This is a genomic window from Mesorhizobium caraganae (assembly GCF_016836705.1).
Lineage (GTDB): Bacteria > Pseudomonadota > Alphaproteobacteria > Rhizobiales > Rhizobiaceae > Mesorhizobium > Mesorhizobium caraganae.
The window spans coordinates 1-23500 of record NZ_JAFCGY010000034.1 but is presented as its reverse complement, the minus strand read 5'-3'; the positions used below and the strand labels follow the sequence as shown (position 1 = coordinate 23500).

Annotated in this window: 18 protein-coding genes; 6 read left to right on the top strand and 12 right to left on the bottom strand. The window is 62.4% G+C overall.

Annotation, left to right across the window (positions count from 1 at the left end):
- Positions 1-61 precede the first annotated feature (61 nt).
- The 3 genes from JQK88_RS30550 to JQK88_RS30540 all read right to left on the bottom strand — a co-directional run bounded on the left by JQK88_RS30550 (position 62) and on the right by JQK88_RS30540 (position 3381).
- Positions 62-751 carry a TetR/AcrR family transcriptional regulator gene (locus JQK88_RS30550; RefSeq protein ID WP_203280400.1) on the bottom strand — a complete coding sequence of 230 codons (690 nt, stop codon included), beginning with the start codon at positions 749-751 and terminating at the stop codon, positions 62-64.
- A 66-nt stretch (positions 752-817) separates the two neighbouring features.
- Positions 818-2245, bottom strand: coding sequence for an amidase (locus JQK88_RS30545; RefSeq protein ID WP_203280399.1), 1428 nt, complete (start codon positions 2243-2245; stop codon positions 818-820).
- Between the two features lie 101 nt (positions 2246-2346).
- Complete coding sequence (locus JQK88_RS30540) at positions 2347-3381, bottom strand: extracellular solute-binding protein (RefSeq protein ID WP_203280398.1); 1035 nt, start codon at positions 3379-3381, stop codon at positions 2347-2349.
- Between the two features lie 654 nt (positions 3382-4035).
- On the opposite strand from JQK88_RS30540, the gene JQK88_RS30535 reads away from it, so the two are divergent.
- The 4 genes from JQK88_RS30535 (at position 4036) to JQK88_RS30520 (ending at position 9106) form a co-directional block, all read left to right on the top strand.
- A complete protein-coding gene (locus JQK88_RS30535; RefSeq protein ID WP_203280397.1) occupies positions 4036-5103 on the top strand; it encodes a hypothetical protein in 1068 nt (355 codons plus the stop codon).
- Entirely contained in the window at positions 5075-6109 is a 1035-nt protein-coding gene (locus JQK88_RS30530) for a CHAT domain-containing protein (protein WP_203280396.1), read from the top strand. Before JQK88_RS30535 ends, JQK88_RS30530 begins: the two co-directional genes overlap by 29 nt.
- Before the next feature lie 442 nt (positions 6110-6551).
- On the top strand, positions 6552-7319 hold the full coding sequence (locus tag JQK88_RS30525; protein ID WP_203280395.1) for an NAD kinase: 768 nt from the start codon (positions 6552-6554) through the stop codon (positions 7317-7319).
- A gap of 191 nt (positions 7320-7510) precedes the next feature.
- On the top strand, positions 7511-9106 hold the full coding sequence (locus tag JQK88_RS30520) for a DEAD/DEAH box helicase (protein ID WP_203280394.1): 1596 nt from the start codon (positions 7511-7513) through the stop codon (positions 9104-9106).
- Positions 9107-9172: 66 nt separating this feature from the next.
- Here the strand turns inward: JQK88_RS30520 and JQK88_RS30515 are convergent, their stop codons facing one another.
- The 4 genes from JQK88_RS30515 to JQK88_RS30500 all read right to left on the bottom strand — a co-directional run bounded on the left by JQK88_RS30515 (position 9173) and on the right by JQK88_RS30500 (position 12214).
- Positions 9173-9781, bottom strand: coding sequence for a hypothetical protein (locus JQK88_RS30515; RefSeq protein ID WP_192252357.1), 609 nt, complete (start codon positions 9779-9781; stop codon positions 9173-9175).
- Between the two features lie 241 nt (positions 9782-10022).
- Positions 10023-10673, bottom strand: a complete 651-nt coding sequence (locus tag JQK88_RS30510) for a YiaD family glycine zipper/OmpA-like lipoprotein (RefSeq protein WP_203280393.1) — start codon at positions 10671-10673, stop codon at positions 10023-10025.
- Between the two features lie 154 nt (positions 10674-10827).
- Positions 10828-11196, bottom strand: a complete 369-nt coding sequence (locus JQK88_RS30505) for a GFA family protein (protein ID WP_142864880.1) — start codon at positions 11194-11196, stop codon at positions 10828-10830.
- A gap of 130 nt (positions 11197-11326) precedes the next feature.
- Positions 11327-12214 carry a LysR family transcriptional regulator gene (locus JQK88_RS30500; RefSeq protein ID WP_192252350.1) on the bottom strand — a complete coding sequence of 296 codons (888 nt, stop codon included), beginning with the start codon at positions 12212-12214 and terminating at the stop codon, positions 11327-11329.
- Between the two features lie 104 nt (positions 12215-12318).
- Between JQK88_RS30500 and JQK88_RS30495 the strand changes: the two genes are divergently transcribed.
- Complete coding sequence (locus JQK88_RS30495; RefSeq protein ID WP_203280392.1) at positions 12319-13188, top strand: SDR family oxidoreductase; 870 nt, start codon at positions 12319-12321, stop codon at positions 13186-13188.
- 133 nt (positions 13189-13321) lie between these two features.
- Here JQK88_RS30495 and JQK88_RS30490 read toward each other — a convergent pair whose 3' ends face one another.
- The 5 genes from JQK88_RS30490 to JQK88_RS30470 all read right to left on the bottom strand — a co-directional run bounded on the left by JQK88_RS30490 (position 13322) and on the right by JQK88_RS30470 (position 19607).
- On the bottom strand, positions 13322-13699 hold the full coding sequence (locus tag JQK88_RS30490) for a hypothetical protein (protein WP_112564358.1): 378 nt from the start codon (positions 13697-13699) through the stop codon (positions 13322-13324).
- A 268-nt stretch (positions 13700-13967) separates the two neighbouring features.
- Positions 13968-14375 (bottom strand): GFA family protein, encoded by a 408-nt coding sequence (locus JQK88_RS30485; RefSeq protein WP_203280391.1) that lies wholly within the window; start codon positions 14373-14375, stop codon positions 13968-13970.
- A gap of 40 nt (positions 14376-14415) precedes the next feature.
- Positions 14416-15547 (bottom strand): peptide chain release factor 2 gene (gene prfB / locus JQK88_RS30480; protein ID WP_112564354.1). Its coding sequence is split into 2 segments (ribosomal slippage): positions 14416-15480 and positions 15482-15547, totalling 1131 coding nucleotides; the frame shifts between segments, so codons are not numbered across the junction.
- A gap of 130 nt (positions 15548-15677) precedes the next feature.
- Positions 15678-18134 carry a penicillin-binding protein 1A gene (locus JQK88_RS30475; RefSeq protein WP_192252338.1) on the bottom strand — a complete coding sequence of 819 codons (2457 nt, stop codon included), beginning with the start codon at positions 18132-18134 and terminating at the stop codon, positions 15678-15680.
- Positions 18135-18347: 213 nt separating this feature from the next.
- Positions 18348-19607, bottom strand: a complete 1260-nt coding sequence (locus JQK88_RS30470) for an N-acetylmuramoyl-L-alanine amidase (RefSeq protein WP_203280390.1) — start codon at positions 19605-19607, stop codon at positions 18348-18350.
- A 671-nt stretch (positions 19608-20278) separates the two neighbouring features.
- On the opposite strand from JQK88_RS30470, the gene JQK88_RS30460 reads away from it, so the two are divergent.
- A complete protein-coding gene (locus JQK88_RS30460; RefSeq protein ID WP_203280388.1) occupies positions 20279-23233 on the top strand; it encodes an Rne/Rng family ribonuclease in 2955 nt (984 codons plus the stop codon).
- Positions 23234-23500 lie beyond the last annotated feature (267 nt).

Genomic DNA, 23500 nt, shown 5'->3' with positions numbered 1-23500 from the left:
ATTGTATCACCTTTTGTCTGCAACTCAAGAGGCTCTTCGGCTGAAAATCGCGCCGCCGCCGTCATTCCAACTCAAAATGCCGCGGAAATGCCTGGTGCAACAAGAGCAACATCGTCTTGCGCAGCACGTCGGTGTCGCGGCTGGACGGGTTGAGATGATCCCAATACCAGGCGCCGTGAACCAGATAGTTCAGGCTCTCCGCTAACGTGTCGATGTCGACGCCGGTGTAGCCGCCGTCACGGGCGATTTCGATCAGCAGATCGCGGGCTTCGGCGGTGTAGGCGAGATCGCTGGGCAGGCCGATTTCGTTGTAGATCTGCATGCTCTTGCGGTCGCTGGAAAACACGACGAAGACCGAAACCCATTTCGGATGCAGACGGGCAAAACGCTGCGCGCAATCGACCGCGCCCAACACTCTTTCTACCGGCGACAGGCCGGGCGCCCGCACCAGCGTCACCCACAGCGCGTCATACTGATCGCTGAGATACTGCAGCACGGCCCGGAACAGGTTCTCCTTGCTGCGAAAATGAAAGACCACCAGCGCGTTGGACGAGCCGACATGCTCGGCGATGCGCTGCATGGTGACGCTCGCCAGTCCCTCCTCCGCGATAAGTTCGATGGTGGCGTCGATGATGCGCTGGATGCTCGCTTCGCCGCGCTCGCGCCGGCGGTCCTTAGGGGCAGCGTCGTTCGCTGCACCCTTGGTCGCCTTGCTTTTTCCCGCCTCAGCGGTGGCTTTGCGTTGCGCCATTGTCGTCAGGCCTTTCCCCGGCGAAAACATCCCGCCGCTGCTTTGGCACGCCGGCTCTTCGGGGACTCAGAGCGACGGGCGTGTCCCGGCATTCGTGTACCATTGACCCTGAGCCGTCTCATAGGCCATCGCCGCCCGGAAAACATCGGCGTCGCTGTAGGTACGGCCGACAAGCTGGATGCCGGTCGGCACGCCATTGGCGGCGCGGCCCGACGGCACGGACAGAACCGGGCAGCGGCTCAGCATGTTGAACGGCGTCGTCATCACCCAACCCAGCGACGGGTTTACGTGCTTGCCGTTGATCTCGACCTTGCCTTTGGTCTGATCGAATTCCGCCGGCACCGCCGGAAGCGCGTTTGTCGGGCAGATCAGCACGTCGTATTTTTCCAGCAACGGCCCCAGCGTCTGGTACATCCTGGCCGCCACCTCCAGGGTCGCGACAAAATCCGTCGCCTTCGACTTTTGCCCATCCTGCGCAAACTGCCTGGCATAGCTGGTCATGTCCTTGCCGTGCTTGGCGAGCAGGGGCGCCAGCGAGGCGCCGAAGAGATGCTCCAGATAGGCCATGCCGGCCTTGAGCACCTCGTCGCCCCAGCCAAGGTCGACCTCCTCGACGGTAGCGCCGAGCGAGCGGAACACGTCGCAGGCAGCGAGCGTGTTCTTGCGCACGTCAGGGTGAACCTCGAATGACCCGAGATCCATGGAGAAGGCGATCTTCCAGCCTTTGATCGGCTTGTAGTCGAGCGGCAGGCGCAGTTTCGGGCGCAGCGTGGCGATGTCGAGCGGGCTCGGTCCGGCCATGACATTCTGCAGCAGGATCGCATCCCCGACATTTCGGGCCAGCGGCCCGGTGTGGCAATAGAAGTCGAGGTTGAAGGGCGGCTCGTCGGGGTTGCGGCCGTAAGGCGGCTTGAAGCCGACCAGGCCGCAGGCCGAGGCCGGGATACGGATCGAGCCGGCAATGTCCGAGCCGGTGGCGATCGACGATGTACCCGAGGCCAGCGTCGCCGCCGAACCGCCCGACGAACCGCCCGGCGTATAATCCGGATTCCAGGGGTTGCGCGTCACGCCCCAGCGCTTCGACCAGGTGTAACCGGCGCAGCTGAATTCGGGCGTCGCCGTGCGGGCATGCACTATGCCGCCGGCCTTCATGATACGCTCGTTCATCGTCGACGTGTGGCCACCAATGGCGTCCTTCGACAGCAGCGAGCCATGCGAGGTCGGCTTGCCCTTGATGTAGCTCTCATCCTTGATGCCGATCGGCAGGCCCTCGAGCGCACCGGTCCTGGCGCCCTTGGCGTATTTCGCTTCGGCTTTTCTGGCGAGATTCATCGCCTCGTCGAACTGGGTGAAGGTGAAGCAGTTGATTGTCGCCTTGGTCGCTTCGGCGCGGCGGATGGTGGCCTGCATCAGGTCGACAGGCGACAGTTTCTTCGCCTTGAACAGCCGCAACGCCTCGCTGGCGGGCATGTAGCAAAGGTCGAGATCGGACATCACAAATCTCCCGCGGCGGCTGGACCGCATCTGGCATGAAGAATGGCCGGGCCGCAGGGTTCGGCCCGAAGGATGTTGGTCAGCTTCGGTTGACGGCGCTGCTATTTCTGCAGATCGGTCCAGATCCTGGTGTAGAGCGCCTGGACGTCGGTCGGGCAGGCCGGCATGAACTGGCCCTTGTCGGCAAATTCGGCCGGAACATCCACTTCAGGCGCTCCCTTCATGTCGTCCGGCAGGAAGGGCTCGGAGCCCTTGATGCCGTTGGCGTAGTGCGCAAAGGCCGAGATCAGCGCGGCATTCTTCGGGTCCATGATGAAATTCTGGAAGAGCTTGGCGTTCTCGACGTTCTTGGCGTCCTTGAGCACCGCGACATTGTCCATCCAGATCGGAAAGCCTTCTTTGGGATAGCCGTAGACGATCTTGTCGTTCTCAAGCCGCTCGCGCAGCGATATGCCGTTCCAGTTGACGCCGGCGGCGATGTCGCCTCGGTCCAGGCCATCAACGGCAGCGTAATCGAGCGATAGCCATTTGCCCTTCGCCTCGACAAGCTTGTCATGCACCTTCTTCAGCAGCGCCTTGTCGTCGGTGCAGTACTTGCCGCCCTCATAGGCAATGGCCAGGAACATGATGTCCCCCATTTCGGGCACGACGTTGATCTTGCCGACGAGTTCCGGCGGCGGATCGAGGAAAATCGCGGACGTATTCGGATCGCCCGCATAGACCGATTTGTTGACCGAGATGCCGGTCGTGCCCCATTGCCACGGCACTGAGTATTTGCGGCCGGGATCGAACGGCACATCGACCCATCTCGGATCGACATTTCTAAAATTCTCCATCGTGTTGGGATCGGTTTCCAGCAGCAGGCCTTCGCTGATCCAGATCGGCATGACACTGGCCGAGGGCACGACGATGTCGTAGCCGGAAGCGCCCTGGCGAACCTTGGCCAAGGCGGTGTCGTTGGAATCGTAGTCGGTGACGGTGACCTTGATCTTGTAGGTCTCCTCGAACTTCTTGATCAGCTCCGGACTGGTGTAGTTGCCCCAATTGTAGATCTGGAGTTCGCCGTCGGCGCGGGCAATGCCGGTCATCGCCAGCAGCGACAGGCCGAGCGCCGTCGCGGTGGATTTCAGCTGCATGCTTATTGTCTCCCATTGTCGGGACCGGCGGGATTGCCGCCTCGAGTCCGTATGTTCCCTTCGTCCTGGTGGTCATTCACCGGCGGATGCCGGCTGACCAACTCGATATGTCCACAACGGTATTAATTACTAAACATACAGTCAATATCTTTTTATCGCCCCAACTGCGTCATCGGCACCGACAGTGCGCCGGCGAAGGCGACATGATATGGTCAAGGTCGGGGCCATTTGATGAATTGGGGCAAGCCGTGGCGCAAGCGCTGCGGCCTGAAAGGCTTGGGTCAAGGTGATGCGCCTTTTCGTGGCGGTCGTGCTGCTGATATCCATGGCGTTCTTCTCCGCCGCGCGCGGCGAAGAACGGATAGCGCGCCAACAGAGGCGAATTCACCACTACTGGGCTTGGGCACATGCGCGTTAGCACTGTCATCTTGATTGTTCTCGCCAGCGCGTTCGGGGTGCTCGCGGTGGTTCTCGCCAATAGCTGGCTGTCCAACCAGCGAAATGCAATGGCACAGATGGCCAGCGCGCCCGAGCTCGCACAGCCGCCGACGCAGATCGGCGGCTACGACAGCCCATCACCGGGCAGCTACGATTCCGGAAGTAAAGGCTCGGGCGCCAGCGGCACCGATTACGGCTCTGGGAGCTTCGATAGCAGTGGCCAAGAGCCGCCGGCGACGGACGTCGCGCCGGGCTCAGGCAATCCCGACGCATGGGGGGAACAGTGCCGAGGAAGCTGCCCAATACGAGAAATACAAACGCCAGGAAGATCGGCGCCGGCAAGCTGAAGAGCAGGCCCGGCAAGAGTATGAGCAGCAAAGGAAGTATCAGGAGGATGCGGCCAAAGCCGCAGCGGCGCAGAACAACCTCGGCGACACTTACCCGAAGGAGGACGAAGCCGCCGAGCCCGCTCCGCAGCCCGACGCGCAGTCTAGCGCCGAGCCATCTCCGCCGCCTTTCGACCAGGCGGAAATCACTCTGGGGGACGGAGGCGGCTCGCCACGGCCCGCCCCGGCCCCGACAACTGCCCCTGCACCCTCCGGTGCCGCTGACATCGAAGTCGTGCGCCACCCCACCATCGATGCGCCGGATCAGATTGTCGCCGGCGAGACGGTGACTGTTTCGATCGCCTTGACCGAAGAGCAGTTGACGCCTGAAGTGAAAGTGAAGGCAGCACCGGGCTCGTCGGTGACAGAAGATGGCGCCTTGGCCATGGCGATGCCGGCAGGAGCCGAGCAATGGCCAATCGATATCGATCTGTTCGCCAGCGGCTTCGATCTCACCGACGGTGGCAAATGGAGCCGGCAGACGACGCTCTACCGCCAGGGCGACAGCGACTTCGTCCGCTTCGACGTCAAGGCGCGGCCGATCGCTAAAGACAGCAAGCCGGCCCAGTTCATCGTCCGCATCTACAGCGCCGGGCAATTCCTCGGATCGGCGTCGCGGTCCGTCACTGTTCGCCGCACCGCGCCTGTCGAGGCAGCCGCTCCGAGCGCCACAGCCGAGCGCTCCGCCACGCCAGCCATGCTGATGCTGGCCCCGGCGCCGCCGCAACCCGCAGTGACAGGCGATATCACTCTTGGCGGTGCAGGCAGCGATGACGTCCCCGGCCTCGACGTGACCATCCTTTATGACGACCCGAGCGGGCTGGGTTCTGGGCAGATCATCATCCATTCGCCGCATCTGGCCGGTTCCGGTGACCGATACGTTCTCGACGCCGCCTGAGATGGCGGCATGGCTGGACTCGCAATACCGCCGCCTGCTGCAGCTCGGCTTGAGCCTGCGCGGCGCGGTTTCGCTGCAGCAAACTGCGGCAAGCAGCGATCCGGACGCGCAAAAGCGTTTCGTCACGCTGGCCGCCGAAGGTTTTGGCGATGCGCTCTACCGCGACTATGTGCCGAAAGCATTCAAGGACGTGTTCTGGTCACTGCGCGGCAAAGGCGAGCTACATTCGATCCAGATCACGTCGAACAGCCCGACGCTGCCCTGGGAACTGATCCGCCCGCGCAAAGCCGACGGCGCCACCGGCGACGGTTTTCTCGGCATGGGCTACCGGCTGGCGCGCTGGGCGCCGCGCAGCAGTGTCTCACAGGTAGACAACCCGCTCGACCGCATGACCTTCACCGGTGTCGCGGCTGTCGCGCCCTCCTATGTCGACAAACAGTCGCTGCGCTTTCAAGAGGACGAGATCGCGTCGCTGAGCAAGCTTGCCGGCTACCGCCGCTTCGATGGCGATTTCATCTCCTTCGAAAAACTGGTCGGCGAAGTCTCGACCGGTTTCATTCATTTCTCCGGTCATGGCGAGGTCAACCAGCCGAGCAGTGGACGGCCGGTCTTTGCCATCGATCTCGTCGACCAGTCGCTCGACCCCGATACATGGAGCGCCCTGATCGCGGCCGCGCATGGCAAGGGCAATCCGTCCTACTTCTTCAACGCCTGCGACACCGGTCGCTCTCAGATGCTCGGCGGCTTCGTGCAGGGCTGGGGTCCGGCGGTGCTGGCGGGTGGCGCTTCCGGTTTCATCGGCGGCATGTGGCCACTGACCGACCGTGCGGCAGCGGCTTTCTCGACCGATTTCTATGGCGGCATCAGCACGCGGATCAAGGACGGGCCGGTCTATCTGGCCGAGATCCTGCAGGATGTGCGCAGAGAATTCTACCAGACCGGCGATCCGACCTATCTCGCCTACACATTCTACGGCAACGCCAATCTTCAGATTGTCGCGCAGTGAGCGATGCCGCGCCGTCGACGGTCGCTTGCGGCTTCAGCCTACAATGCGTTCTGCGGGCATGGCATCCTGGCGTCGCCGCAGCGTGAGGCCGTCGGCCTCGGCCTGGAACTCATGTCCTCGGACTGCCGCACAAGTTCGGCGAAGAGAAGCGCGAAACTTCCCATCACGAGGAAGACGATAATCAGGCGTGTCACCGGCAATAGACAGGTCTCAACTGGCTAGCCCCCCAGCCACCCATCCTCTGCCGGCTAACATGATCGATCGGGCTTTACGAGTGTTTAAGCTCGCTCTTAACCATCACATTCGCCTCTCCGGCGACATGAAGCGCGAGCCACCGATTTCGATCCGGCGCAGCCGCGGTGGGACCGGACGCGGCCTCCCTTTGCAGATGCGCTTGCCCATGCTACCCCACGCAACCGCCGCCGACCGCCATCGGGAAGTCATGAGCAACGCCAGTTTCGCCTTCGTCTCGTCCGACACCGCCGATGCCAGGGCGGCGATGGAAAGCCTGTCGGCCCGCTATGGCCAGACCTCGTTCGAGGACGCCGAGGTGGTGGTGGCGCTGGGCGGCGACGGCTTTCTGCTGCAGACCCTGCGTGACACGATGAGCACGGGAAAAAAGGTCTACGGCATGAACCGTGGCACCATCGGCTTCCTGATGAACGAATACCGCGTCGGCGGCCTCACCGAACGCATCGCCGCCGCCGTCGCCGAAACGATCCGGCCGCTGGAGATGCTGGCGGTGACGCATGAGGGCGAGACGATTTCAGCACTTGCCATCAACGAAGTGGCGCTGTGGCGCCAATCCTATCAGACCGCAAAAATCCGCATCGCCGTCGACGAACAGGTCCGGATCGAGGAACTGAACTGCGACGGCGTGATGATCGCGACGCCGGCCGGCTCCACCGCCTACAATCTGTCGGCGCACGGGCCGATCCTGCCGCTCGACGCGCCGCTGCTCGCGTTGACCCCGGTCAGCCCGTTCCGGCCGCGCCGTTGGCGGGGTGCCCTGTTGTCCAACAAGGCGACCGTTCGCTTCGATATTCTGGAGCCGGAAAAGCGGCCGGTGAACGCCGCCGCCGACCACACCGAGGTCAAGGCGGTGACTTCCGTCACGGTTCGGGAATCACTGAGCGCGACGGCGACGCTGCTGTTTGACCCCAACCATTCGTGGAACGAACGCATTCTCGCCGAGCAGTTTCGCTATTGAGCCGGCGCAAAAAGACACTACCTGATTAAGCATCGCGATTAAGCTTACGTTTCACAATCGCACCAATCCCGCCCGTTTCTGTTGACAAATCGCGGGCTTGCGCCTAATCGCAATACCAATCTTGCAGGCACGCTGTGCTTGCCGCGACGGATGCCGTTGCGCTTCCCCGAACCAGCCAAAGACAACAACACTTGTCCTCAGACACCACGACCGCTCCAGAAGCGTTGACCTTTTCAGACCTCGGCCTGTCGCCCAAGGTCCTTTCCGCAGTCACCGATGCCGGCTACACGCAGCCGACGCCGATCCAGGCCGGCGCCATCCCGCATGCGCTGCTCGGCAAGGATATTCTGGGCATCGCCCAGACCGGTACCGGCAAAACCGCCTCCTTTGTGCTGCCGATGCTCACCCGCCTCGAAAAAGGCCGGGCCCGCGCCCGTATGCCGCGCACGCTGATCCTCGAGCCGACGCGCGAACTCGCCGCGCAGGTCGAAGAGAATTTCATCCGATACGGCAAGAACCACAAGCTCAACATCGCGCTGCTGATCGGCGGCGTCTCCTTCGACGAGCAGGACAAGAAACTCGAGCGCGGCGCCGACGTGCTGATCGCCACGCCCGGCCGCCTGCTCGACCACCGCGAACGCGGCAAGCTATTGCTCAACGGCGTCGAGATTCTCGTCATCGATGAAGCCGACCGCATGCTCGACATGGGCTTCATCCCCGACATCGAGCGCATCTGCGAGATGATCCCGTTTACCAGGCAGACGCTGTTCTTCTCGGCGACGATGCCGCCGGAGATCACCAAGCTCACCGAAAAGTTCCTGCACGCACCGGTGCGTGTCGAGGTTTCGAAGGCCGCGTCCGCTGCCACCAACATCATCCAGCGGCTGGTCAAGTCGGGCTCAAAGCCATGGGACAAGCGCGAGACGCTGCGCAATCTGATGAAGGCAGAAGACGCCGAACTGAAGAACGCCATCATCTTCTGCAACCGCAAGGTCGAAGTGTCGGAACTGTTCCGCTCGCTGCTGAAGTATGATTTCGACGCCGGCGCGCTGCATGGCGACATGGACCAGCGTGCGCGCATGCAGATGCTGGCCAATTTCCGCGACGGCAAGCTGCGCTATCTCGTGGCATCCGACGTCGCCGCGCGTGGCCTCGACATCCCCGATGTCAGCCACGTCTTCAACTACGACGTGCCGATACACGCAGAAGACTATGTCCACCGCATCGGTCGTACTGGCCGCGCCGGACGCTCCGGCAAATCCTTCACCATCGCCACCAAGTCGGACACCAAATACATCGACGCTATCGAGCGGCTGATCGGCAACAAGATCGAGTGGCATGACGGCGACCTGTCGACGGTGGTCGCAAGCGAAAGCAGCGAGGACGAAGCGCCCCGCCGTGGCCGTGGCGCGCCGCGTCGCGCCGGCCGCAAGGACGAAGACCGCAAAGATCGCGGCGAGCGCAAGCCGCGCGAGCGCCATGCCAAGCCCAGCGACGAAGCCCCGGCGGATGCCGCGCGCGAAGAACAGCCGGTCGTAGCCGAAGCCGCGGTTGCCGACATTGGCGAACGGCGTCAGCGCAAGGAGGCGATCCGCTCCGAAAACAGCGAGCGCAAGGTCTCCGATCGCAACAACGAGAACCGTGCTCCCGAACGCGGCGACACGAGGCCGCAGCGCGCTGGCAACAGCCGCCCTGCTCGCAACAACCGCGGCGGCGACGACAATGACGGCACCGTCGGCTTCGGTGATGACATGCCGGCCTTCATGAAGATCGTCGCCAAGGTCTGATTTCCGGTTTTCGTTTGGCAAGGCAAGCCGATCACCGGCTTGCCTGCCGCGATCACATCTGTCCCGTCACATCGGGCCGGGCATCATCTTGGTCGGTTTTTCCAGCATCGGAAACTCGGCCTTGCTGCATCTCACGTTCGGGTTCGTCGGGCTGAACATGCCGTTCGGGTTGTCCTTGAACAGCCAGGCATGAAGGTCGTAGTGGACGAACTCCCTCGGAATGAGCGGATAGTGCCCTTCCATCGGCCCCATGAAGGTCTGGCCAAAGAGTTTCGGAGCTTCCTTGGTGTCTGGCGTCAGGGGCACCAGCCATTCCACGCCAACCAACTTCAAGCCTTTTTTGGTCGGCTCGTAAATCAGCACATTGGGGCGCATCGGATCGAGTTTCTGACCGACACTCGGGACATTGACGAAATGGATGCCCATGGCGCCCTTCGGATAGTCCATCGCGCCGGCGATCTTTTCCCCGGAGTAGTAGACGCAACCGACGGTCGACAGATAAAGGTCGCGGACGGCGGCCGTGTAGTCCTCATATTTGGCGAGCGATTTCTTCAAGGCTTCGATATCGGCCTTGTTGGCGTCTTCGGCTCGAGCCGTGGCGGCTGCGCACCACGCGGAGACTAGACCTGTCAAAACGAGGACGCCGCAACGCCCAAGGCGAGTTGTTCTTGTCATGCATTCCTCCCAGATTTCATGATCTGGCCGTGCAAGACCGGGGCCGAATAGATGATGATTGCGCGGCCGTTTGTACCCGCCCCATCCCCTCTCTGGAACGGTGCCAATGCTAATCCTTTCCAAGGTCTCCGGAAAGAGATTATTAGAAAACTCTAATGCTTTAGATCCCTTTGCGGACCACAGGAGCCAAAATAAAAACGGCCCCTTGCGGGGCCGCCTTCGCATGTCGATGCCGACCTGATCAGGTGAGCGGCGAAAGCTGGATCTCGACGCGCCGGTTCTGCGCGCGGCCGGCCGACGTTGCGTTGGATGCGATCGGACGGGTCTTGCCGAAGCCGGTGACGGCGAAGCGGCGCGAGTCGACGCCCTGTCCCGACAGATAGTTGGCGACCGCCAAAGCACGGCGCTGCGACAGATCGAAATTGTGCTCGTCGCCACCGGTCGAATCAGTGTGGCCGAACACGTCGACCGTGGTCTGGCGGAACTTGTTCAGCACCAGCGCCACCGAATTCAGCACCTGGTAGAAGCCGGGCTTCACCGCATCCTGGTCGACGTTGAAGGTGATGTCGGACGGCATGTTGAGGATGATCTGGTCACCGGCGCGGGTGACGCTGACGCCAGTGCCCTGCAGCTGGCGGCGCAATTCAGCCTCGTTCTGGTCCATCGTGGCGCCGATGGCGCCGCCGGCCAGCGCGCCGATACCGGCCCCGATCAGCGCATTGCGGCGGTCATTGCCGCCGGCAAGCAGACCAAGGCTGGCGCCGGCCAGGGCACCAAGGCCTGCACCCGCGGCGGTGTTGGAAATCTTCTGATCGCCGGTATATGGATCAGTGGTCGTGCAGGCGCTCACCAGCACAGCCGTCGCAACGGCGACGAGCACAGTCTTTTTCATGAGATAACGTCCCTCTCCAAACCGCGGCCTTTGCGGCCCGCGCATATCAGCCCTTCCACGGGTCTTGTACCATGAAATACGGCGAAAAGCGGAACGGCGAAAGCGGCTTTTCCCCCGCTTGCGCCACCCTTGTGCCTCTGCCGCAATTGACGGCCTACCAGAGATTCTTGCCGTCGATAACGACCACCTCGACCTTGTCGAGGTCGAAATCGTCGAACAGCCGCGAATTGACCGAGATCTTGGGGTTGTCGAAGTCGGGTTTGCCGGTCGACCAGTCCGGCGTCTCGGTGAAGGTGCCGCAGCCGCAAATGGCGCAAAACCCGTGTTTGACGGTCTTCGATCCCCATTGATAGACGGAGACGTTCTTTGCCGGGCTGGTGAGCTTGAATTGCGACGGAACGTAGTAGGCCCACAGCGAGCCGCGCTTGGAGCAGAACGAGCAGGTGCATTGCGTTACTGTCTCGGGCGCTTGCGAAACCTCGAATGTCGTCGCCCTGCAGTGACAGCTGGCCTTGATGGTCATGAAAAGCTCTCCTCTCCGTTGCCCGCCGCCATGCGGCAAAGGCACCATAAAGGAAGGCTCCTGACAACTGTCTGTCAGCAGGCTCTGATCGATAGAGCCGAGCGGCGCTCTGGCTGAAGCGGGTCCGTCGTCACCTGCCAATATAGGCAGCTAGTTCGTCCGGCGTCCCATTTGGGAAAGCCTGTCTTAGAAAATCCAGGAACGCCGACACTCGCGCGCTGAGCAGCCGCCGAGACGGGTAGAGCGTCCATAGAGAGATCTCGGGGCCGTCAATATCCCCCCAATTCACCAGTGTGCCGTCGGCCAAGTCGTGGGCCACCAACGAAATGGGAAGACGTGCTGCACCGACCCCGGCTCGCACCGCATCCCGGACCATGATGAGCGTCGACAAAGCAAGGACCGGCTCGATTTTAATTGTCGACCGGTCACCTTGGGTCTTCACGTGCCATGTTTGCCGTTCGCCTGTCCCGCGCGCAACGCCCGGAGCGGGGCCGCCGGTCGTGCGAGAAAGGTGAGGGCTCGCCACGACGACCAGGCGGTCGCGGAGAAACGCCCGTCCGACCAGGCTTTCGTCGGGATCTGGATTGACCCGGATTACGAGATCGTAGCCTTCCTCGATCATGTCGACATGGCGGTCCTCTGTCGTCACCTCAAGCCTCACCTCCGGATATTTAAGGGCAAAACCCGCCGCGATCCTCCCCATTGCCGTCTGAGAAAAAAGCATAGGTGCGCTGATCCGCAGTCTCCCCTTGGGTTTTTGACCACCCGAGGCGATCGCTGCAGCCGTCTCGTCCAGTTCGGCAAGCAATGTTCCGGTCCGCTCGAAGAGCGCCCGTCCTTCTTCGGTCAGCTTCAGGTTACGCGCGCCCCGTTCGAACAGGCGCAGATCAAGACTGCTCTCCAATTCTCCAACGCGTCGGGACAACGTTGCCTTGGGCCGGCCGGTGGCCCTTGCCGCTTTGCCGAAGCCACCATGGCGGGCAACGAGATTGAAATCGGTGAGAGCAAGAAGATCCATGAAGCGTCCCGCCAGTGAGACGATGTGTCTAAAATTTCCGTCTACTGGACTCTTTGTGAGCCACACATATTGGCCCTGTCAAGCAACCCGACAGGAGAAATTCCATGACCATTCTCGTTACCGGCGCCACGGGCAATATTGGCCGCCAAGTCGTCGAACACCTCGTCACGCGGGGCGCCGATGTCCGTGCTCTCGTCCGCGATCCGTCGAAAGCCAGCTTCCCGGCTGGTGTATCCGTCGTGCAAGGCGACTTTCTCGATGTCGATTCGCTGCGCAAAGCCATGTCTGGGGTTTCCACGCTGTTCCTCTTGAACGCCGTGGTACCGGATGAATTCACCCAGGCCTTGATCGCGCTGAACGTGGCCCGATCGGCCGGCATCGAGCGGATCGTCTATCTGTCGGTGATCCACGCTGACGTCTATGTGAACGTGCCGCATTTCGCGGGCAAGTTCGGCGTCGAGCGGATGATCGAGCAGATGGACTTCAAGGCTACGATCTTGCGCCCGGCTTACTTCATCCAGAACGATCTGATGATCGAAGACATCATCACCGGCTATGGCACCTACCCAATGCCGATCGGCGCCAAGGGTCTCGCCATGATCGACGCCCGTGATATCGCCGAGATCGCCGCTCTTGAACTGCTGCGCCGCGAACAGTCCGAGGAGCCGCTTGCGCTCGACCGGATCAACCTCGTCGGTCCGCAGACACTGACCGGGACGGATATTGCCGCAATCTGGTCAGACGTGCTTGCCCGCCCAATCAGCTACAGCGGCGACAATACAGAGGGCTTTGAGCAAAATCTCAAGCAGTTCTTGCCCGCCTGGATGGCCTACGACATGCGCCTGATGGGCGAGCGCTTCTTCACCGACGGGATGCTGCCTGAAGCTGGCGACGTCGAGCGCCTGACGGCGCTTCTGGGCCGCCCACTGCGCCCATATCGCGACTTCGCCTCAGCAGTCGCTCCTTCCGTGTGACGGAAGCACCAAAACACCTAAGGCTGAGAAGCGCTTGCCAGTGCCATGGATGGCCTCACGTCACACGCCAGCCTTCTCAGCAAAAATGTTCTGGAACTACGGCCTGCCTTCCGATGAACTTTGTCAACAGCCGTCAGTAGGAACGCGGCGGTACGAACAGGCAGATCGTCTTGCCGGCGTCGAGACCAGCCTGGTGCGCGCACCAGTGGAAATCGCCGTCGGGTGAGTCCTTGACCCGCTTGTCGCTCATCGGAACGACCTCCCCCGTTCCGGCGATGACATAGCCCTCGGGCTTTTCCAGCACCTCGCCCGTATGGGTGGTGCGGCAGTCATAGTTGGCGCAGCAGGCGAAGGGATAACTCCAGCCTTGCGGCTTCGCCGCCGTCGGTTTGGCGTCATGGGCGAAGCCGGGTGCGGTCAGCACCGCGATCGCGCCGATCACGAACAGGGAAAACAGAAGTCGGCCAGCCGGTTGAACGGCTCTGGCCGATCGGACTATGGCAGCAGACATGGAAACGTTCCTTTCAAGCGAGCATCAAGCGTTTGCTTGCCCGTTCTTGGAACGTGTCTTCCCAGTGGCCGAACCGTCAGCTCGCAGATATGCCGCGCCCGGCCATAAATGCTTTTTCACTCTCAGCCCGGGATGCTGGGCTGATTCCTTGGTCGGCGCAAGAAGTGCATAGGTACTACAGTGCCGCACCCCGAGCGCCGACATCTGCCCTCCAAAGGGTGCGCCGGCTTGGTTAACGAGAGATTAACGACGCGGCGCCCAAGAGGCGTTAGCCGTCGGAGGCGTGCCCTTCATATTGCGGCAGGTCGTCGGCGATGGTGAACCACGGCGCCTTGGAGCCGACGAAAATATGCGCGGTCGGCCGGATGGTGGGATCGTCGACCAGCGTGCCCATGGCGACATGGACATAGGCGCCGTCGCGGACCAGCGAATAGAGTAGCGAGCCGCAGCGGCTGCAATGCGCATCGTGGCCGCTGTCGTCGCCGAAATGGATGAGCCCGTGATGCCCTTCGGCAAGGGCAAACTTGTCGCGTTCGATGCCGGCGAACGGCTTGAAAGCCGAACCTGTGGTGCGCCGGCAGTTCGAACAATGACAGTTCGCGGCATAGACGAATTCGTCCGCCACCTCATAGTGGACCGCGCCGCAAAAGCACTTTCCGCTGAGCTTGCGAGTCACCGGCTTCTCATTTGCCCGACGCCTGAGGATACGGACGTATTTAGTCTAGATCGGCAACCGCTTCACCAGCCCCGCCTTCAATGCGCTGCGACAGCGAGGCTTCCATGAAGTCGTCGAGATCGCCGTCGAGCACGCTCGACGGGCTGGTGCTTTCGACACCGGTGCGCAGGTCCTTCACCAGCTGGTAGGGCTGCAGCACATAGGAACGGATCTGGTGGCCCCAGCCGATGTCGCTCTTCGACGCCTCGGTGGCATTGGCCACCGCTTCACGCTTCTTCAGCTCTTCCTCGTAGAGCCGCGAGCGCAGCATTTCCCAGGCCTTGGCCTTGTTCTTGTGCTGCGAGCGTTCTGCCTGGCAGGCGACCGCGATGCCCGTGGCGATATGGGTGATACGGACCGCCGAATCCGTCGTGTTGACATGCTGGCCGCCCGAACCGGACGAGCGGTAAGTGTCGATGCGCACGTCGGATTCAGAGACGTCGATCTCGATCCTGTCGTCGACGACCGGATAGACCCAGATGCTGGAGAAGGACGTATGGCGGCGCGCATTGCTGTCATAGGGCGAAATGCGCACGAGGCGATGGACGCCGGATTCGGTCTTCAGCCAGCCATAGGCGTTGTGGCCCTTGATCAAGAGCGTAGCGGATTTGATGCCGGCCTCTTCGCCGTCATGGACTTCCAGCACCTCGACCTTGAAGCGGCGCCGCTCGGCCCAGCGCGTATACATGCGCAGAAGCATCGAGGCCCAATCCTGGCTCTCGGTGCCGCCGGCGCCGGCATGGACTTCGAGATAGGTGTCGTTGGCGTCGGCTTCGCCCGACAGCAGCGTCTCGACCTGGCGGGCCTTGGCTTCGCCTTGCATCGAGCGGATGGCGGCTTCGGCCTCGGCGACGACGCCCTCGTCGCCCTCTTCCTCGCCAAGCTCGATCAGGCCGATATTGTCTTCCAGCGCCTGCGTCAGGCCCTTGACCGCGGCGATGCCCTCTTCGAGGCCCTGACGCTCGCGCATCAGCTTTTGCGCTTCCAGTGGTTCGTTCCAGAGGCTGGCGTCCTCAGCCCGCACATTCAGGTATTCAAGCCGCTTTATGGCCTGATCCCAGTCAAAGATGCCTCCTCAGCAGGGTTATCGCCTGCCTGATCTCATCGACAATGTTCTGCGTTTCCGCGCGCATGGCTGGTTGTTCTGTCCTGTTTTTGAAGTGGCGCTTGGGTCGGCGCGATACATAGGGACGGCATTGCTGCCTGTAAAGCGAAATGGGCCGGCTTAACAGGCCAGCCCATTCAACATAAGAAGTCAGATCGTCAGTAAAGCCCGCCGCCGGGCGCCTGGATGGCTTCCGTCGCCTGCGGCGACAGCGGTCCACCTGCGCCATTTGACCCGTCGGCGCCCATGCCGATCACCCAATAGCTGTCAGCGGGGCCGGTGCCGGGCTTGAAGGCTTCGATGATGGTGCCGGCATCGCCCGCCGCGGCACGCATGCCGGTCTTGCGGTTGATGGCGACCAGGTTCATGCCTTCCGGCACCTTGAAGTCGACATTGGGCGTGCCGTCCAGCGCAACGCGCATGAAATCCTTGAAGATAGGCGCCGCCAGACCACCACCCGTCGCGCCCTTGCCAAGCCCTTTCGGCGTGTCAAAGCCCATATAGAGGCCGACGACGAGGTTCGGCGTGTAGCCGATGAACCAGGCGTCCTTCTCGTCATTGGTCGTACCGGTCTTGCCGGCAATGTGGCGGCCAAGTTCGGCGATGGTGGCGCCGGTGCCGCGCTGGACGACGCCTTCCATCATCGAGGTGATCTGGTAGGCGGTCATCGGGTCGAGCACCTGCTCGGAATTGTCTACCAGTTCCGGCTCAGGCTGGTTGTTCCATTCGGACGCATTGCAGCCTTCGCAGCCGCGCTCGTCCTGCTTGAACACCGTCTTGCCGTAGCGGTCCTGGATGCGGTCGATGAGCGAGGGTTTGATCGACTTGCCGCCATTGGCCATGATCGAATAGGCCGACACCATGCGCATCACGGTCGTCTCGCCGGAGCCCAACGCCATCGGCAGATACGGGGCCAGATGGTCGTAGACGCCGAAACGCTCGGCATATTCCACCACCAGCTTCATGCCCATGTCGTTGGCGAGCCGCACCGTCATCAAATTGCGCGACTTTTCGATGCCGGAGCGCAAGGTCGCGGGGCCGGCGACCGTGCCGTCATAGTTCTTCGGCGTCCAGGTCGTGTTGCCGCTCTGGATGGTGATCGGCCCGTCCATGATCACCGAGGCCGGCGTATAGCCATTGTCGAGCGCGGCCGAATAGACGATCGGCTTGAATGACGATCCCGGCTGGCGCATCGCCTGCGTGGCGCGGTTGAACTCCGACTGCGCATAGGAGAAGCCGCCGACCATGGCCAGCACGCGGCCGGTATGCGGATCCATGGCGATCAGGCCGCCCTCCACTTCCGGCACCTGGCGCAGCGTATAGGCGCCGTCCGAACCTTCATTCTTCTGCACGAAAATGACATCGCCCGGCTGCAGCACGTCGGCCGGCGACTTGGCCTTGACCGTCTTGCCGTCGACCACATGGCGCATGGCAAAGCTCATGTCTTCCTTGCTGACGGTGCCTTCGACGCGTTCCTTGACGATATCGCCTGAAATCTGCCGCTTCGGCTGCAGGCCGATGGAAAGGCCGGTATCCGAGCTGTCGAGCACGACGGCAAGCGACCATTCCGGCACGTCTTCCAAGCCCTTGACGGCGCCCAGCGCCACACCCCAGTCGCCGGAAGCGTCGATATGCGTCACCGGTCCGCGATAGCCGCGCAGCGTATCGTATTTGAGCAAACCGTTCTGCATCGACTTGCGGGCGATGAGCTGGATCTTCGGATCGAGCGTCGTGCGCACCGACAGGCCGCCCTCATAGAGCGCGTTCTCGCCATAGCGCGCGATGATCTGGCGGCGCACTTCCTCGGTGAAGTATTCGCCCGCGAACAGATAGGAGCCGTTGCGGCGCGGCGTCACGCCGAGCGGCTCGGCCTTGGCCTTGTCGCCTTCCTCGCGCGTCACGTAGCCATTCTCGACCATCTGGTCGATGACCCAGTTGCGGCGCTCGATGGCGCGGTCGGCATGCTTGAAGGGATGGTAGTTGTTGGGACCTTTCGGCAGCGACGCCAGATAGGCGGCTTCCGCGACGGTGAGTTCGTTGACCGACTTGTCGAAATAGGTCAGCGCCGCGCCCGCAACGCCATAGGCGCCGAAACCGAAGAAGATCTCGTTGAGGTAGAGCTCGAGGATGCGGTCCTTCGAATACGCCTGCTCGATGCGGAAGGCCAGGATCATCTCCTTGATCTTGCGCTCGTAGGTCTGGTCCGAGGACAGCAGGAAGTTCTTTGCCACCTGCTGGGTGATGGTCGAGGCGCCGACCTGGCGCCTGCCCGAGCCCACATTCTGCAGGTTGACGTAGATGGCGCGGCCAAGCCCGGTGATGTCGATGCCGGGATGGTTGTAGAAATTCTTGTCCTCGGCCGACAGGAACGCCGCCTTGACCCGGTCCGGAACCGCCTGGATCGGCAGATAGAGCCGCCGTTCGCGCGCATATTCTGCCATCAGCGAGCCGTCGGAGGCATGGATGCGGGTCGTCACCGGCGGCTCGTACTTGGCCAGCACTTCGTAGTCGGGCAGGTCCTTCGACAGATGGCTGATGTATATCGCCACGCCCGCGGCGACCAGAAGCGCCAGCGTCGTGCCGATACCAAAGAAATAGCCGATGAGACGAATCATGCCCGCTCCAGTCCGAGGTTCGGGAATTTCCTAGACGAAGCCGCCTCTCGCGCAAGCCTTCGCAACGGTCCCGATCCGTGATGGAAAACCCATGTCGCCACCATGTGGACAAAATGGGGCAGCGCCCGATTTCTGCATCCCCCACCGGAAATAAAAGCGTCCGGTGTTGTCGTCGTGCAACGCTGCCTCTGGTTGTAGGCGGCGTCGGCCACCTCAGCCTCCGGTTCCCGTTTCCATCTTGGCGGAGGCAAACAAAGCGACGGCGTTGGTGATGCTCTGCGCCGCCTTGCCGCGCCAGTCGGCGTCGAGCAGCTGCGCCTCGTCCTTGGCGTTGGAGAGATAGCCGAGTTCGACCAGCACCGACGGCACATCGGGCGCCTTCAGCACCTTGAAGCCTGCCGAGCGCTGCGGATTGTTGATCAGGCCGACGCTGGTGGACAGCTGGCCGACCAGCGTGTGGGCAAAGCTCATCGAGAAATTATGCGTCTCGCGGCGGATCAGGTCGATCAGTATGTCGGTGACTTCCTTGTTGTCGTCCTTGATCACCATGCCGGCGAACTGGTCGGAAAGGTTTTCGCGGTCGGCCAGCGCCTGCGCTTCCGGGTCGGATGCCTTGTCGGAGACGGTGTAGACGGTGGCACCTCTGATGCCCTTGACGCTGATCGTATCGGCATGGATCGAGATCAACAGGTCCGCCTCGTGCTGGCGGGCGATGCGCACGCGGTCGTCGAGCCGCAGGAATTCGTCGGTCTCGCGCGTCATGAACACGTCGTAGTTGCCGACGGCGGCGAGCTTGTCGCGCAATTCGGTGGCGAAGGCCAGAGTGACGTTCTTCTCGATGGTGCCGTTGAGGCCTTCGGCGCCGCCGTCGATGCCGCCATGGCCGGGATCGATGACGACGGTGAAGCGGTGCCCCGGATTGGAGACCGGCCCGGTGCCGACCCTGGCGCCTTTGTCGGTGGAGACGGTCGAGCCGGTGGTCAGCGCCTGGTTGGCAAGGGCTTCGTCGAACTCGCGATCCGAGGCCGCCGACATGTCGATGGCGATGCGGTAGCCGGTTCCGTCATCATTCTTGAGCACGTCGAGCTTGTCGACCGAGAACGGTCCCTTGCCGGTGAGGATCAGCCGCGATCCCTCGCCTTGATCGCCATAGCGCACCGCCTTGACCAGGCCGCGCGCCTTGGCGTCCTTCGCGCTGATGGCGAATCGTGTGCGCGGCAGGTCGACGACCAGCCGGTTGGGGCCGCGCAACAGGAACCATTTGATATCGGGTTCGCGGTCGAAATCGATGACGATGCGCATCTTGGTGGCGTCGCCCGCCATCTTGTAGGCGGTGGCGCCGAGCGGCGCATCAGCCGCGCGTGAACCCGGCGCAAAACCGAAGCAGAGCGCCAGCAGCAAAAGCACAATCGCAGCGCGCAGCAAAAGGCCTGCACGGCCATGGCCCTTGTCTGTGGTGCCCGCCAGTCCCATCTCTTTGCAGTCGCTCCCGGTTTGGCGCCTCGCGCCCGCGTGGTTGGTCGAAATGCCGGTCAGGCCGCAGACTCGATTAACGATTGGTATCCATCTCGATTAACGATTGGTATCCAGAGAAGGTTAACCAAGCCTTTTATTGAGCATTAAGGCCTGTGCTTCCGTTACGGCACTGCTTTTTGCCGGCATCCGAAATCGGGGTTGCCTTCCACCCCGTCAAATCATAAAAGCGATGGTGGATCACTGCAATCCTGGAACCGCTTCTCCCGCAGCTTCCTGCTACAGGTCAGATGAAAGGCGGCTCCTTTCGCTTCCAGCGAAAAGGCTTCAGGTGATCGCGACGAATTTCGCAGGTGTGCGCCCGTGGCGGGGGAATCGCCTGCGTGAGGAAAACGGCCGGGTTTGTTCCCGTGCCGGCTCTGTATGAGCAAACAAGCTGGTCCGGTTCGTCCGGGCTTTGGTTCAAAAGGTTCTGCTGGTGACGATGGCTTCAAGCGCAATCATGGAAAGGTCCGCATCAAACCGCGCCATTATGGCTGCGGGCGGCACCGCCATGGCGCTCAAGCGGCGGCCAGCAACCATCCAGACATCCGGCACCCACATGACAGACACGCAGCAGCGGGCTTTGCCTTGCAAGCTGCGGCTGGCGGCTGCCGGGAGGAAACGTAATAATGCCCAACAAAATGCTGATAGACGCCTCCCACCCGGAGGAAACACGCGTTGTCGTTATCCGCGGTAACCGTATTGAAGAATTCGACTTTGAATCCCAGGACAAGAAGCAGCTCAAAGGAAACATCTATCTCGCCCGCGTAACGCGCGTCGAACCTTCCCTTCAGGCAGCCTTTGTCGAATATGGCGGCAACCGTCACGGTTTCCTCGCCTTCAGTGAAATACACCCCGACTATTACCAGATCCCGGTCGCCGATCGTCAGGCTCTGCTGCGCGCCGAAGCGCAGGAAGCCGAGGACGAGGAGAACGAGGACAATGACGGCGACGACCGCCAGAGCCGCGATCGCGGCCGGCGCGGCCGCCGGCGCGGCGGCAAAGGCCGCGAGCGTGGCGAACACAAGCGCGACGCCGGCACCGATGATGAAAACGGCGAACATGGCGACACCGGCAGCGATGCCTTTGCCGAAGAGCCTGCTTCCGAGCATGCCGCGGCCAATACCGCCGGGCATGAAGATCACGCCGCGCATAGCGACAGCGAAAACTCCGAGACCGAGACATCCGAGACCGAACCGTCAGAAGGCGGCCCGACATCGATCGCGGCAAGCGTCGAGGCGGATGTGATCTCCGAAGCCGTCCCGCCGGCTGAGGCCGGCGACGAGGCGGCCTCCAGCGAGGCTAGCGGTGAAGCTGTTTCGGCTGATCACAGCGGCGAATCCACCTCCAGCGACAATGATCGCGGCATGCTGGAAGAGGTGCAGTCCTCGCATCCCGACGACCACGAGATTGAATCGGTCGGCGCCGAGGATGCGCTGGAAGAGGTGCGCAACCGCCGCAAGCCGGTGCGCCGACAGTACAAGATCCAGGAAGTCATCAAGCGCCGGCAGATCCTGCTGGTGCAGGTGGTCAAGGAAGAGCGCGGCAACAAGGGCGCGGCTCTGACCACCTATCTGTCGCTTGCCGGCCGCTATTCGGTGCTGATGCCCAACACGGCACGCGGCGGCGGCATTTCGCGCAAGATCACCAGCGCGGTCGACCGCAAGCGCCTCAAGGAAGTCGTTGCCGATCTCGAAGTGCCGCAGGGCATGGGCGTGATCCTGCGCACCGCCGGCGAAAGCCGCACCAAGGCGGAAATCAAGCGCGACTACGAATATCTGATGCGGCTTTGGGAAAACGTCCGCAATCTGACGCTGCAATCCACCGCCCCTGCCCTTGTTTATGAGGAAGGCAGCCTGATCAAGCGCTCGGTGCGCGACCTCTACAACAAGGATATCGACGAGATTCTTGTCTCCGGCGAGGAAGGCTATCGCGAAGCCAAGGATTTCATGCGCATGCTGATGCCGAGCCACGCCAAGGTGGTTCAGCCGTTCCGCGGCACGACGCCAATCTTCGTGCGCAACGGCATCGAGGCGCAGCTCGACCGCATGCTGCAGCCGCAGGTGACGCTGAAGAGCGGCGGCTACATCATCATCAACCAGACAGAAGCTCTGGTCGCCATCGACGTCAATTCGGGCCGCTCCACCAAGGAGCACTCGATCGAGGACACCGCGCTCCACACCAACCTTGAAGCGGCGGAAGAAGTCGCCCGGCAGTTGAGGCTGCGCGATCTCGCCGGCCTGATCGTCATCGACTTCATCGACATGGAGGAGAACCGCAACAACCGCTCCGTCGAGAAGCGGCTGAAGGATCACCTCAAGAACGACCGGGCACGCATCCAGGTCGGCCGCATCTCGCATTTCGGCCTGATGGAGATGTCACGCCAGCGCATCCGCGCCAGCGTGCTGGAATCGACCATGAAGCCCTGCCCGCATTGCGGCGGCACCGGCCATGTCCGCTCCGACTCGTCGGTGGCGCTGATGGTGGTGCGGGCGATCGAGGAATTCCTGCTCAAGGATTCGCGCAGCCACATCACCGTGCGGACGCCGGCGGCAACCGCGCTCTATGTGCTCAACCACAAGCGCGGCACCTTGGTGGAACTCGAAAGCCGCTTCGGCCTGACCATCACCATCGAGGCTGATGACACGGTCGGTGTGCAGCACTATGCCATCTTCCGCGGCGCTATTGCCGAAAAGCCGGAAGGCTTTGTCGAGCAGCGCAGCCTGCCCGCCTATGTCGAGCCGGAAGAGCCCGAGGACGAAATCGTCATCGAGGAGGAAGACGACGAGGTTGTGGTGCAGGTCGAGCAGCCGCGCCAGGCGCAGCCGCAGTCGCAGCAGCAGCCGAGATCGGCTGAGGACGGCGAAGGCCGCGACCGCAAGCGCCGCAAGCGCCGCAGGCGGCGTGGCGGCAAGGATCGCGACCGCGAGCATGGCCAGATCGCCGAAGGCGCTTCGGCCCCTGCGGCAAGCGCCGACTTTGCCTCTCCGGGCGGCGACGATGCTGCACCGCAAGACGAAGCCCCGGTTGGTGCCGTCGAAACGGTGGAAGCGTCGGATGACGCCCAGGGTAAGAAGCGCCGGCGCGGCAAGCGCGGTGGCAAGCGCAATCGCCGCGAGGACGGTGAAGGCGCTGAGGCCGAGGCTGGCGAAACCGCTGACGTCTCGGTGGCCGATGCCGCTGAAGCCGAAACGGCCGCAAGCGAGCCGGTCGCGGCGGTAGCGGTCGAAGAAGCCGCGACTCCCGCCGCGGCGAACGACGACACGCCAGCCGAAAAGCCGAAGAAGAAGCGCGCCTCGAGGGCGAAGAAGGCCGCGGCCGAAATCCCCGCCGAGACGGCAGCCGAAGTGCCGGCCGCTGCCGCCGTGGAGGACATTGCACCGGTCGAGGCGCAGACGTCTGCGCCTGCCGCTGCCCCGGCGACTGAGGAAGAAGCACCCGCCAATGTCCGCCCGACTCGGCGCAAGCCTGTGGCGATCGATGCTCCTGTCGTGCCGGTGGTCTCGTCGACTGTCGCCGATGAGGCCAAGGCGGAGGAAAAGCCGAAGCGTGCCGGCTGGTGGCAGCGGAAGGGCTTTTTCTAAGCTTTTCAGCTAATTAAGATAGATTTCTGACAAAAAACCCGCGTCGTTCGAACCACGACGCGGGACTTTTTGTTATTTGGCGCGACGTCAGGACTTGCCGAGATTCAGGTCAGGCCGAGTCGAGAATTTGGTGGCTGTACCGAGAACCGGAGCGGAGCGTACTTTTCGTATGTGTTGGGGTGGACGGCCCCCGACGGCATCGTGATGTGCCAGAATGAGGTCGTTGCAGATCTCATCAAGGGAGACCGTCCGTGGATAAACTTATTC

Bases quoted from the DNA above. Each gene is read 5' to 3' on its own strand.
- JQK88_RS30550 (WP_203280400.1), bottom strand. From the start codon at position 751: ATGGCGCAACGCAAAGCCACCGCTGAGGCGGGAAAAAGCAAGGCGACC.
- JQK88_RS30545 (WP_203280399.1), bottom strand. From the start codon at position 2,245: ATGTCCGATCTCGACCTTTGCTACATGCCCGCCAGCGAGGCGTTGCGG.
- JQK88_RS30540 (WP_203280398.1), bottom strand. From the start codon at position 3,381: ATGCAGCTGAAATCCACCGCGACGGCGCTCGGCCTGTCGCTGCTGGCG.
- JQK88_RS30525 (WP_203280395.1), top strand. From the start codon at position 6,552: ATGAGCAACGCCAGTTTCGCCTTCGTCTCGTCCGACACCGCCGATGCC.
- JQK88_RS30515 (WP_192252357.1), bottom strand. From the start codon at position 9,781: ATGACAAGAACAACTCGCCTTGGGCGTTGCGGCGTCCTCGTTTTGACA.
- JQK88_RS30510 (WP_203280393.1), bottom strand. From the start codon at position 10,673: ATGAAAAAGACTGTGCTCGTCGCCGTTGCGACGGCTGTGCTGGTGAGC.
- JQK88_RS30505 (WP_142864880.1), bottom strand. From the start codon at position 11,196: ATGACCATCAAGGCCAGCTGTCACTGCAGGGCGACGACATTCGAGGTT.
- JQK88_RS30500 (WP_192252350.1), bottom strand. From the start codon at position 12,214: ATGGATCTTCTTGCTCTCACCGATTTCAATCTCGTTGCCCGCCATGGT.
- JQK88_RS30495 (WP_203280392.1), top strand. From the start codon at position 12,319: ATGACCATTCTCGTTACCGGCGCCACGGGCAATATTGGCCGCCAAGTC.
- JQK88_RS30490 (WP_112564358.1), bottom strand. From the start codon at position 13,699: ATGTCTGCTGCCATAGTCCGATCGGCCAGAGCCGTTCAACCGGCTGGC.
- JQK88_RS30475 (WP_192252338.1), bottom strand. From the start codon at position 18,134: ATGATTCGTCTCATCGGCTATTTCTTTGGTATCGGCACGACGCTGGCG.
- JQK88_RS30470 (WP_203280390.1), bottom strand. From the start codon at position 19,607: ATGGGACTGGCGGGCACCACAGACAAGGGCCATGGCCGTGCAGGCCTT.
- JQK88_RS30460 (WP_203280388.1), top strand. From the start codon at position 20,279: ATGCCCAACAAAATGCTGATAGACGCCTCCCACCCGGAGGAAACACGC.